The organism is Parabacteroides sp. CAG:2, assembly GCF_000436315.1.
In the GTDB taxonomy this organism is placed as follows: domain Bacteria; phylum Bacteroidota; class Bacteroidia; order Bacteroidales; family Tannerellaceae; genus Parabacteroides; species Parabacteroides distasonis.
Window position 1 is genome coordinate 1 of record NZ_FR885319.1, and the last position, 12,423, is coordinate 12,423.

The window sequence follows — 12,423 nt, forward strand, 5'->3', positions numbered from 1 at the left end:
ACCTGCTATAATTCACGCTATGTTACTAATGATAGGTAACTTATATGCTAATAGAGAGCCTGTAGCATTTGGTACAGTAGTTAAACCGCCTTATAGTTATGAATACCTTATAGGACTTTATAAACACTATGAAATAAAATGAGGGCAGGACTATTAAATTATCCAATTACCATACAAGAACCTATAACACTAAAAGATGTATATGGGGCTAATGGTATAGACTGGAAGGATGCTATAAGTACCAGAGCGCAGGTTACTTATAATTCTGGAAACAGACAGAACCAGAATAATGAAATAATCCACTGCTATAGCAGGATTACTAAATTATCCGATTACCATACAAGAGCCTGTAACAGTTAAAGATGTATATGGGGCTAATGGTATAGATTGGAGAGACATTATAAGTACCAGAGCGCAGGTTACATATAATACTGGAAACAGACAGAACCAGAATAATGAAATAATCCACTGCTATACAGTTACCTTTACCATAAGGTTATATCACAAGGTTAATGAACAAATGCGAATTATTTGGAATGGTAATAAGTATAGGATTCTTAGTATTAACCGAGAATTATATAAGCAATCAATAACCATAGTAACTGAATTGATAAATGAATAATATAGAAGTAGATGCCAGACAGGTTACTTCTATGTTTGCAGATTTGACAAGCAGACAGCAAAGGCAGGTCTATAGGAATGCTTTAAGAAAGGGTGCTGGTATTCTAGCAACGGAAACTAAAAGACAACTAAGACAGACTTTAGGTAGGGAAGCTTCTAGTAGAAACTGGTGGAATGGTAGAACCTTAGTAAGTGGGGTTAAATCTAATGCTGACCGAAACGGGACAGAAGCTAAAGTACATATTATGGGTGACTTTAGATTAAAGTTCTTTGAAATGGGTACTAGAGTTAGAAGAACCACTGGTAATAATAGTGCTTCTGTTAGAGGAAGGAATCCTATTAGAAGGCAGAGAGTAGCAGCTAATAGAGGTAATATCAATGCAGCACATTTCTTTAGAACAGCTAAAGCCAATAAGGAAAGGGAAATCTTTGATAATATGGATAACCTTATAAGCCAATCAATTCAGAGAATAGCAAATAGAAACAGACTATGAGTTTACAAGTAGGCAAAGCAATATATAACCTGCTTAGTAATGATGCTAATGTTACTGGCAGGGTACAAAATAAAATATATCCCTTAATTGCTGATACTGGTACTACATTTCCCTTCATTGTTTATAGAAGAACTGGTATAGAACCATCTGATAGTAAAGATAGGTTTATCTATAAAGAAGATACTTATGTAGAAGTAGTTATAGCTTCTGATAAGTATAATGAAAGCATAGAAATTGCTGACTTTGTTAAAGATGCCTTACAAGGTAAAAAGGGGAACTATTCTGGTATTAACATACAGGATATTAGAATGACAAACGCAGATGAGGATTATATAGAAGATACATTCATTCAGAACCTTACATTCAACATAAAGACAAATGGCAGGACAAGTAATTAATGGCGGTGATTTGATGCTGTTTATAGATGGCAAATCTATAGCATTTGCAACCAGCCATAAACTAAGTATAAATGTGGAAACAGTGGAAACCACTTCTAAGGATAGCGGTGGTAAATGGGTAGCTAAGGCTGCAAGAAAGATTAGCTGGAATTGTAGTACCGAGAACCTTTATTCTAATGATGGTGAAGGTATGACTTTTGACCAGTTATTCGATAAGCTGACAGCCAGAACACCTATCAAGGCTGTATTCTGCTTAGAGAAAGATTATTCAACAAAGAAGGATGAAGTACCAGAAGGGGGATGGTTGCCAGCTACTACTGGAATTTATTCGGGTAATGTTATTATTACAGCACTAGAGGCTAATGCGCCTAATGGAGATAACGCAACATTTACAGCATCTTTTGAAGGTGTGGGAGCACTTACTAAGACTGCCACAGCTTAATTATAAAGCCTTTATATCTCTAGGTTATGGAGGTGTAAAGGCTTTCTTTTTAAATACTTATTGATATGACTATTAAAGGACAAGACTACAAACTGAAATATACTCTTAGGGCCTTATTCATCTATGAACAAATTACTGGTAAGGCTTTTGAGTTAAAGACTATCACAGATGAATATCTATTCTTCTACTGTATCTTAATGGCTAATAATCCAGACAGTTCACTAACCTTTGAAGAACTGATAGAAGCCGTAGATGAAGATATGGGTATTATGGTAGAGTTCCAGAACTTCTTAAAGAAGGAACTGGAGAAGCAACAGCTATTCATTACTAATAATACAGATGCTAAAAAAAAGTCCTAACCACTAAGGAGATATATTCAGCCTTAGTAATAGAAGGTGGACTAGACCCAGAATATGTACTAGATAAGATGCGGATGTATGAGCTAGAACCACTGATTAGCAATCTTCACAAGAAGGACAGGAATAGCTGGGAACAGGCTAGAATGGTGGCTTATGTCATAGCGCAATGTAACAGTACCAAGAAGTTAAAGCCTACAGATATAATGCAGTTTAGTTGGGACGATGATACTACAGGGGAAACATCTATTAGCAATGAGGATATTAAGAGATTACGAGAGAAGGCTAAACAATATATAACACATAATTAAATATGGCTGATTTAGTAACCAGACTACTTCTTAATAGTAGTCAATTCGATAATAACATAAGGCAGTCCACACAACAAGTACAGCAGTTCCAACAGGCAGGCAGGAATATCACAGCTACCATAGGTAAGTTTGCTGGTGCTTTAGGGATAGCTATGACTGCTGGAGAGGCGTTTAACAAGTGGGTACACAGTTCACAGGCTTTAGGGGATGAATGGGATAATACCGTTAATGCCTGCAAGGGTACTATAGATGTATTCTTCCAGTCCCTTAGTAATGGTGATTGGAGTGCCTTCCAAGATGGTTTATTTTCCACTATCAAAGGTTTAAAGGAACTTAGTGCTTTAAGAGATAGTCTAGCCGATGCTAAATTGACTATGGACTTCAATACTAAGAGGTTTGAGGCACAGTTTACAGAACTGGAAGCAATTATTAGGGACAAGACCAAGAGCCTAGAGGAACGAAAGAAGGCTTTCGAGCAGTTACAGACATTAAAGGCTAATTATAAAATAGATATTGTAGATGTGTCCGCTGGTAATGACCAAACACTCATAAAGTCTTTAGAGGCACAATATAAGGGGTATGGTTGGACTACCAAAGATGTAGAAAAATATCTATCCATATATAACAATGACTTTTCAAGCAGACCAGAGAAAGAAGCATTAGATGAATATAAGAAAAGATTGTCTGAGCTAGAGAGTCAACAATATAGTTATACCGCTTATTCTTCTATGTATGGTGGTGGTACTATTAGGACGGAGAACAAAGAGATTACTAAGCAGATAGCATTATTTAAAGCAAGAAACGCCGAGCTAGAGAAGATGAGAATCCTTAATAATGATGATGATAAGGATAGGGTACAAATGCTTAAAGACTATGAATATAGTTACGACCTAAGAAAGAAGGCTGCAGATTTTGATAAGAGGGTATTAGAACTACAGGCTTCTTTACAAGAAGGCTCTGCTAATAAGGCTAATAATACCGCAGTAGTTCCTGTTATTCCTTCTGGTTCTATCATTGAAATGGAGAATAAGATAAAGGTATTAAAGGATAAACTGTCTAATGCTACATCTGATGGTATGAGGGTTGGTTTTATGGCAGCTATTAAAGAGGCAGAAACCGAACTTAGAATGATGCAATTAAGGACAGCTGGAACACCTTTATTAGTCGGTGGAGATATTAGTAAACCTACAGGAAGATCTGTGAAATCTGATCTGGATGCGGGGAATATCGTAGTTAAAGGAATTGATACAAATGCAATCCAAAATAACTTAGACTATGTGGATAGTATCAGTGCCATAGGCTCTGTTATGAGTTCTGTTACCAATTTGACTAGTGAGGGGGCGGCAGCTTGGTTAAGTTATAGTACTAATATCATATCCTCTGTCGCTGCTGCACTTCCAGCATTAACTACACTTACAACAGCATTAACCGCTAAGGCTGCGGCTGAGGCGGCAGGTAGTGCCGCTGTGACACCTGTAGTAGGTTGGATAAATGCTATTGCTGCTATATCTGCTATTATGTCCGCAATGGCTTCTATTCCTAAGTTTGCTGATGGTGGTATTATTGGAGGCAATTCCTTCATTGGTGATAATATGATAGCCAGAGTAAACAGCGGTGAAATGATTCTCAATAACAGGCAACAGAAGAACCTGTTTAACCTTTTAGATGGTAAAGGTGGGACTTCCGTTAATGCTGGTGGAGAGGTTAAATTAAGAATCGAAGGCAGGGATTTAGTAAGCGTTCTTAATTCTCAAACAAGTAAGACAAGTAAATACAAGTAATATGTACAACCTTATATATACAGTGCCATTTACTAATGTGGATGGAGAAGCCTTAACTATACAAATACTAGAAGATGGTGGAACTGGTACACCTGTAGAACTTACAGGTGGCACACCACCATTCATAGTAGATGTAAACGATGAAGATTTTTTATATACACCTACTAGATTTAGTGGAGCTACTTTAAAATTAGTTGGAAGTGATTACTTACAGAAACTATTCAGTACGCAATACCAGAGATTTAAAGTTAATTTGGTAAGGACTGGTTCTGTTATCTGGACTGGCTTCATAACACCAGAACTATATTCACAGGACTATGATAACAGCCTGTTTGAACTGGAAATAGAATGTATATCAGCCCTATCTACTTTAGAGTACATAGACTTCAAACAAGAAGGAGCTACTATTTCCTTACTTGGTATTATTAAAAAGTGTATTACAGAAAATAAAGGAGATTTTAGGGCTGTTTACATACCAAACGCCTATACTTCTTCTTTAGATGGTATAACTGTAAGTACAGCTAATTTCATTGATGAAGATGGTAAAGCTATGACTTTAAAAGAATGCTTAGAAGAGACCTGCAAGTTCCTTAACTGGACTATTACAGAATATGATGGGATAGTGTACTTTATTGATATGGACTATATAAAGGCTGGTAAAACCAGTTATACCAATATACTTACCAGTACAACTACTACCCTATCTTCTACTATAAATCTAAGGGATATACCATCTAAAGGGAACAACAACCAATTATCCATATTAGGTGGATATAATAGGGCTGTGGTGATAGACAGTGATTATGAGGCAGATAAAGACAGTCTCTATCCAGAATCTAATTTTAGATGGCAAGTTCCTATGTACAGTAAATCCAAGGAGTTCAATGGCAAAACATATATAAAGAACTTTGCGGAATCAGAAGCATTCGAACCTGTTTACTATGCTGGTAACAGCACATCTTTCACTAAGGTAGACGATGGGTTTAGCTTGGATAAGCAAAAACAAAGGGCAGGGACTTTCTTAACACAGGTAGCCAGCTATGATACAGGTAACAAACCAGTTAAACTGAACTATGAGGACTTGTTTGAGATAAAGCAATATGATGATTATGGGACTGTTAAATATTTATGGCAGACAGGTGATCTGGAGTTCCCTGTTATAAGGACTAAAACGGCATCACCTACCATAGTATTTGATACAGATACCAAGTTGTGTATAGATTTCAAGTTGATGATACAAGTTACAGATGATTGGGGATTACCTATAGAGGGTGAAAGTATGAAAGGTGGTAGTGACTGGAACAATGATTTTATCTATATACCTGCCAAGCTCAGAATAGGTGATTATTACTATAATGGGACAAGCTGGACTGCCAACAGTGATAACTATTTTAAGTTATATACAGACTGTGACAAGAATAAGATAACCGCTAAATGGCTGAATGCCAGAAATACCAATGACTTCACAACAGGCTATGATGAGCTTACTGGTACATTGATAAATATAGATAAGGTAATGGTTGGGGATCTGGAGCTTACATTATATAGTCCCAAGTTCCCTAATGTTGAAATGGCTATATTGTTCCCGCCTAGCTATATGTTCGTCAAGGATATATCTTTACAGAGCCAACGTAAGGAGGGTAACACATCTGGAGAGAAGAAAGATACCAAGTATGAGAATGTGCTGAATGAATCCTATATCAATGCCCTAGACGATATTACATTCAAGATAACATCCAAGAATAATAGTGAGTTATCATTCAGTAAGGCTATAGTAGGAACGGCCATACTGGATACTCTCACTAATACTATTGATAATACGTCTAATAAGCCAGAAGAATATCTAATAAAAAGGATAATCAACCAATACAAGCAACCGAAGGTCAAACTTCTACAGGTGATTAAGCCAGAAGTACAGCCTTATTCAATTATTACGGATAGCTATCTGTCTGGTAAGAGGTTTGTATTTGCTGGAGGAAGGATCAATTATGAAGATAATAGCATAGAATGTAACCTTATAGAACTTAATTAACTATGGATATAACAAGTAGCAGAATAGCAGCCACGCCTAGAAGTAAGTACCATAAATACGGATATGGAGGTAGTAATATTTCTGTTAGTGGTGGTTCTAATGTAGACCTAAGTAATTATGTAAAGCTGACTGGAGAGGAAAGCCAGACTATAGAAGGTAATGTAGGAGCTACGGGGGATATAGTCGCTTACAGTACCAATGAAATTAAAGAGAAATATCCTATAGCATCCCCAACGGCTTTAGGAACTATAAAAGTTGGTGAGAATCTGACTATAACAGATGATGGCACGTTAAATGCCGAGGCTGGTGGGGCTAGTGGCTGGAATGATATAAAGGATAAGCCTAGCACCTTCACCCCTTCCAAGCATACACATACCAAAGCTGAAATATCGGACTTCTCACATACACATACCAAGTCACAGATCACGGACTTTAGCCATACCCACAAGATGCAGGACATATCAGATTTCAACGGTGTTACATTAGATACAGACCAGACTATAACAGGACAAAAGACCTTTAGTAAGACTATTCTAGGGCAGGCTGATATAATAGCCTATTCCACGGGCATAAGTAAGGAGCTGTTCCCTATAGCCAGTAAGACCGCTATTGGATGTGTAAAGATAGGAGATAATATTAATGTATCTGGGGACGGCACGATTAGCGTTAATATTGATGGTGGTGAGGCTGGTTCTGTGGATTGGGATAATATCAATAACAAACCTTCCTCATTCACACCTTCAACGCATACACACGATGATAGGTATTACACAGAGACAGAGATTAACACCAAGCTAAATTCCAAATCCAATACAGATCACACGCATAGTAATTACGCTTCCACCATTACAACCACTGGGACAGGTAACGCAGTGACCTCTATAAGTCAAAGCGGCAATACAATCACTGTGACCAAGGGTGCTACATATAATAACTATACACATCCAACTAATCACCCTGCCAGTATAATCACGCAGGACGTTACACATAGATTCATTACTGATACGGAAAGAACTAACTGGAATGATGCCAATAGCAAGAAGCACTCACATAGTAATAAAGGCTACCTAGATATTATTAACCAGAACCTAGCCACTACCAATGATGTTAATTTCAAATCGGTTAAGGCTACAGGGGATATAATAGCCTATAGTACTGGTACTACGAGTGAGAAATATCCTATAGCCAGCAAGACAGCACTAGGATGTGTAAAGGTTGGTAGTGGTCTATCCGTATCCTCTGATGGTACTATAAGTGCCACAAGTACTACAGGCGGTGGAAAGTGGGGAGAGATCACAGGTACGCTAAGTAACCAGTCTGATCTACAGACAGCCTTAAATGGCAAGGCTAACAGTTCACATACACATAACTATGCTAGCACAGTTAAGGTTGGGTCAACATCATATAACATAAGTGGGAATACTATCAGTTTACCAGCATATCCTACAGTACCTTCTGCCTTAAAGAATCCTAATGCACTTACTATTAGCTTGAATGGTACTTCACAGGGAGCTTATGATGGATCAGCTGCTAAATCATTTAATATCACAGCCGCAAGTATTGGGGCTGCTGCAAGTTCTCATTCACATAGTTATATACCTTTGAGCGGTGGAACTATGACTGGTGGACAAATAGCTAGGGCAGGATCTTCACAAAGCTGGGTGAACGGTCGTAAGGGCGCAATGATCGTACTTAATAGTGCTGGAGCAAGTCAATATATGCCTATATGGTCTTGCAAGTCACAGGCTGGTAGTTGGGATTGTGGTACATATACCGAGAACAGGTTACATTTCAGCTATATAACTGACACCAATTATAACGCTGGAACCAACACCCAAACTGCAAACATTTATTTCAATACCAATGGAACTATTACCGCTGGTTTAAATGGCAATGCCACTACCGCCACAACATTACAAACCATTAGAACTATCAACGGTACTAATTTTAATGGCTCTGCCAATATCACTACAGCCAATTGGGGTACAGCCAGAAATATAGGTATAGTATCGTCCGATGGTACTGGTGTGGGATCTGTGGTTAGTGTTAATGGCAGTGGTAATGTGAATTTGAAGTTACCTGCTACAATCAAGGCTTCAATAACAGGGAATGTAAGTGGTAACGCTGCAACAGCAACAAAGTTACAAACCGCTAGAACCATTTGGGGGCAATCATTTAATGGTAGTGCTAATATCAGTGGTAATATGACAGGGGTAGGCAGCATTACCGCCAGTGGATTGATAAAGACTACTAACAGCGTACAGGCAGATGGGGATGTTATAGCATATAAGACTAGTACAGGTGGGGCTAGTCCCTTCAAGTATTGGCTACCATCCGTTGATACCAATGGTAATTTAAGCTGGTCTAACAGCACTTCCACTACAACACCAACAACAAGGAATATCAGAGGTCCACAAGGTCCTACAGGTCCCAAAGGAGCTACTGGTGCGACAGGTCCACAAGGTCCAAAAGGTGATAAAGGAGCTACTGGTGCTCAAGGGCCAGCGTGGAACGGTGGTACTATTACCCAATCAGCGATGGTGAAGGCTACGTGGGGCTTCTGGGGTATTGACGCTGGTTCTGGCCTTAACTTCTACCTATCGCAACGGGGGGATAAGAATGTTTACTTCTGTTGGGGTGGAACCGATAAGAATAAGGCGAGCTTATCGCCTACTGGTAATATGTACGTAGCTGGTAATTATTCTAATGGTTCAGATATAAGGTTAAAGGAAAGAAGCATAAATGTCTCTAACGTATTGGATAAGATCAGCGACTTATCCACCTTTTATCATAAGAGACTGGATATTGGAGACGATGTGACACGTATAGGGGTTAGCGCACAGGATGTACAGAAGGTCTTTCCAGAAGTTGTAGGAACAGCCAATATGCCCGAATATGGGGATATATTAACCGTGGATTATGCCACATTAGCCACTACCGTAGCCATTAATGGCTGTAAGGAGCTACATCAACTCATCAAAGAGCAACAAGCGAAGATAGAGGCTTTAGAGGCCAGATTAAGTGACTTAGAAACTAAAACGAATTAACTATGATATTACCGAAGACCAACCTTAGCATAATGGATGTGAGGAACTGCACAGGAAATCCAAGTCTGGACTTAGGTACTTTATGCAGTAAGGGACAATATATTAATAAGTGGAGTAAATATAAGCCTGTTAGGTATAACTTTACTACCAGCCGACCTTCAAACTGGTGGAAAGCTTCAGATGGAAATTGTGGACTGGACGTAAGAGGATATACAACAATTACTCAATTGGTCACAGATCTAAGAAATGATGTCACCTTCTGGGGGTATCTACCACCCACAGGAGGATCAGCGCAGCCTTACAGATTAGGCGACTTCGCTGGGTATAACTCACAGGCTCAACAACCTGTTTACTGCAATGAGCTACCTAACATTGTATATAAGGATGCCTCAGCTACTATTGGAATGGCGTTGGATATGAATGGTGTTGATACATCCTCAAACCTTCAATTAACAGATATACAAGGGAAATACCCCCTATCCAGCTACTATCCTGCTGTAGTTGTAGTAAGGGCAGATCAGAATGTAGGCAATTTGATAACAGCCAGTCAAACATTTGCACAAGGACAAGGAGTGGGCGTTGAAGTTCCAACAAGCCAATTAAGTGCTGGATATGATTATGACTTTATATGTTGTTTCAGCTCGATAAAACAGGCCTCTTACGGCCCTAACTCAACTGCCGCAAACTTTGTACCCGCACCGACTGACAACGTGTTGCAAAGGGTAAGTATAAAGACTGGTGGACTATCCGTATTTGTTACTGGAACTTGGGCTAGTAACAAGTCTACTTATAGGATTGACGCTACAAATAGGGTTAGTACGGCTGGAGCTACTATGACAAATGTAACATTGCAGATCGTTTACCTAGACTTCAAGGAATCTGGAGATTCACAGGAATATGGAGAGACAACGATTAAATTGGCTGATATTGTAGTCCCCTATAATCAGACCAAGACCGTAACTAATGTAGTGGCTAACTCATTGCCAGAGTATAAAACGAGAGGCGGTAAACTTATCCTTACTTATACATATAATAATGTAGTAAATACTATAGTAGGACAATTTGAGGATGAAGCATAATGACTAAAACTAGAGTTAAGACAGAATTAGCAGCCGCAATAGTACTAGTATTAGTAGGATGCTTCTTATTAATTGCTGGTATATTTATTCCACCTATAGGAACTATTCACCCTTCTGTACTGGTAGCATTTGGAGAGATAGCTGTATTTGCTGGTAGCCTATTTGGAATAGATTTACATTATAGACTGGAATTTCATAAGATAAAGGCAGAAGTAGGAGCAGATAAGATAGAAGATAAATAATTAGGAGCCTGTTTGCCTTTATTGGTGGACAGGCTTTTTAATTATCTTTACGGAATGAAATATATAGATTACTATTATAAGGAAATTCAGCTCTATGCCATTATAGATGATGGTAGATACTATTCAGTGAATCCAGATAACTTTACTGCTGTTTGGTGGGCAGGGAAGTATGTGCCAAAAGTGGACTTTGATACATTTAATGAGCAGGTGGAATTTAATGGGGACAAGGAAGAACTGTATATGTTGTGCTGCTATATAATATATGTAATAGAACAGCATTACTTTGTAAAGCTAAGACCTACATTAGAAGAATTAAATGCAGATGGTTTGGAAGGTATCACATTAAAGTATAAGAAGGGTTCAGACATTACTTTAAACAGCGGTAGCATTATTAAAGATGTTGCTAATGCTATTGGTGCTAGTAGGAATGGAGAATACAAGGTAGATAGTATATGTAAGTTAGATGAAGTTGCTAATAGCACCTACATACAAAGTATGTTTGCTGTAGAACTGGCTAACTTTCTACATTACTACTTCCCTGTAAAGAGAAAGAAGGATAGTCTGGTTAGTACAGATGAACAAGATATGATTATAAAGATTCTGCACCTGTTTAAACTAACACCTTATTTAGTTGTACGAAGTAGATACAGGCAGTTATTAATGCTAGCTGATAGATTCAAGGAGAATCTTAGCTGGATAAACTTGCAAGATCAGTTATTACCTATAACATTTATAAAGTGGAAGCAGTGGAACACGAACAACTGGCTAGAGGTTGAATATGATAAACTTAAAGAAGGAGAAACTGTTAGCTTTCCACCTTTAGGAAGTAACAATTAATTCTAGCGTTATGTAAATTAGTTCTGATACTTTTGCCGCCAGTTAAATAACTGGTGTGCTAGATACCTATATAAGCCCACAGGGCAGTGGCATCATTTTATGAGTAACATAGTTACTATTAAAGGTCAAGAAATAGACCTTACAGATCGCAAGGTTCAATGTGAAACCTTCGGTAAACAGTTTAAGGCAGAAGCTACTGCCTATGAGTACATTAAGATGTGTGATGAACGTATCAAAAGCTACGAGGGTTACATTGCTAATCTAAAGGAGCTTAGGGAGGTAAAACAGCGTGAGAAGGCAGAGGAACACAAGGATGAATTAAGAGTCTTGTTAGCTTCTATGGATGACGAAGAGCGAACTAAATTTATTAACAGTTTAAACAGATGAGTATGGACACACAGACTAAAGAATTAGTCCAGCTTTGGAATTTACTGGATTTAGGTTTAGAATTGAATGGTAGATATGCTGATACAGGCATTATTAATGAAGGTGATGAAGGTGTAGTTATTGATGTTACTGCAATAGCTGAAACTGCTGAACAGTGGAATGAACCAATAGAACCAAGGCAGGCAGATTGGTTTGAAGCTGCTGGTATTGTAGGTGTAGCCAGTCTAGTGAATGCCTATATGGAAGATCCGACCAGTTATCAAAGGGGGTCTGTTAATTCATTAGTAAAGCTGGTAGGCGATAAGCTGTTACAGACTTATGTAGGAAAACAAGTTGAAATAGAATTTTAAACTAATAGCCAGTTGCCAATAATGGTAGCTGGCTTTAAAAACCAAA

At 38.3% G+C, this 12,423-nt stretch carries 13 protein-coding genes; all 13 read left to right on the forward strand.

All coding sequences use genetic code 11. From position 1 onward, the window contains the following. Positions 1–307: 307 nt before the first annotated feature. The 13 genes from QVP94_RS13665 (at position 308) to QVP94_RS13725 (ending at position 12,377) form a co-directional block, all read left to right on the forward strand. Entirely contained in the window at positions 308–622 is a 315-nt protein-coding gene (locus tag QVP94_RS13665) for a phage head closure protein (protein ID WP_502685448.1), read from the forward strand. Further along, positions 615–1,115, forward strand: a complete 501-nt coding sequence (locus tag QVP94_RS13670; protein WP_022192818.1) for a hypothetical protein — start codon at positions 615–617, stop codon at positions 1,113–1,115. Before QVP94_RS13665 ends, QVP94_RS13670 begins: the two co-directional genes overlap by 8 nt. Further along, entirely contained in the window at positions 1,112–1,513 is a 402-nt protein-coding gene (gene gp17, locus QVP94_RS13675; protein WP_022192819.1) for a tail completion protein gp17, read from the forward strand. Before QVP94_RS13670 ends, gp17 begins: the two co-directional genes overlap by 4 nt. Further along, the gene (locus QVP94_RS13680; protein ID WP_008780123.1) at positions 1,494–1,955 is read left to right on the forward strand and encodes a phage tail tube protein; all 462 of its coding nucleotides are present in this window, start codon (positions 1,494–1,496) and stop codon (positions 1,953–1,955) included. Before gp17 ends, QVP94_RS13680 begins: the two co-directional genes overlap by 20 nt. 65 nt (positions 1,956–2,020) lie before the next feature. Beyond that, the gene (locus QVP94_RS13685) at positions 2,021–2,314 is read left to right on the forward strand and encodes a hypothetical protein (RefSeq protein WP_008780122.1); all 294 of its coding nucleotides are present in this window, start codon (positions 2,021–2,023) and stop codon (positions 2,312–2,314) included. Between the two features lie 310 nt (positions 2,315–2,624). Further along, complete coding sequence (locus tag QVP94_RS13690) at positions 2,625–4,403, forward strand: hypothetical protein (RefSeq protein ID WP_022192821.1); 1,779 nt, start codon at positions 2,625–2,627, stop codon at positions 4,401–4,403. 1 nt (position 4,404) lies between these two features. After that, positions 4,405–6,435 carry a hypothetical protein gene (locus QVP94_RS13695; RefSeq protein ID WP_022192822.1) on the forward strand — a complete coding sequence of 677 codons (2,031 nt, stop codon included), beginning with the start codon at positions 4,405–4,407 and terminating at the stop codon, positions 6,433–6,435. Between the two features lie 2 nt (positions 6,436–6,437). After that, positions 6,438–9,482 carry a tail fiber domain-containing protein gene (locus tag QVP94_RS13700; protein ID WP_022192823.1) on the forward strand — a complete coding sequence of 1,015 codons (3,045 nt, stop codon included), beginning with the start codon at positions 6,438–6,440 and terminating at the stop codon, positions 9,480–9,482. A gap of 2 nt (positions 9,483–9,484) precedes the next feature. Then, the gene (locus QVP94_RS13705; RefSeq protein ID WP_022192824.1) at positions 9,485–10,561 is read left to right on the forward strand and encodes a hypothetical protein; all 1,077 of its coding nucleotides are present in this window, start codon (positions 9,485–9,487) and stop codon (positions 10,559–10,561) included. Continuing rightward, positions 10,561–10,803 carry a hypothetical protein gene (locus tag QVP94_RS13710; RefSeq protein ID WP_022192825.1) on the forward strand — a complete coding sequence of 81 codons (243 nt, stop codon included), beginning with the start codon at positions 10,561–10,563 and terminating at the stop codon, positions 10,801–10,803. Before QVP94_RS13705 ends, QVP94_RS13710 begins: the two co-directional genes overlap by 1 nt. A 54-nt stretch (positions 10,804–10,857) precedes the next feature. Continuing rightward, the gene (locus tag QVP94_RS13715) at positions 10,858–11,640 is read left to right on the forward strand and encodes a hypothetical protein (protein ID WP_130882343.1); all 783 of its coding nucleotides are present in this window, start codon (positions 10,858–10,860) and stop codon (positions 11,638–11,640) included. A 99-nt stretch (positions 11,641–11,739) separates the two neighbouring features. Beyond that, positions 11,740–12,027 carry a hypothetical protein gene (locus QVP94_RS13720; RefSeq protein WP_022192827.1) on the forward strand — a complete coding sequence of 96 codons (288 nt, stop codon included), beginning with the start codon at positions 11,740–11,742 and terminating at the stop codon, positions 12,025–12,027. Between the two features lie 2 nt (positions 12,028–12,029). Beyond that, entirely contained in the window at positions 12,030–12,377 is a 348-nt protein-coding gene (locus QVP94_RS13725) for a hypothetical protein (RefSeq protein ID WP_130882344.1), read from the forward strand. Positions 12,378–12,423 lie beyond the last annotated feature (46 nt).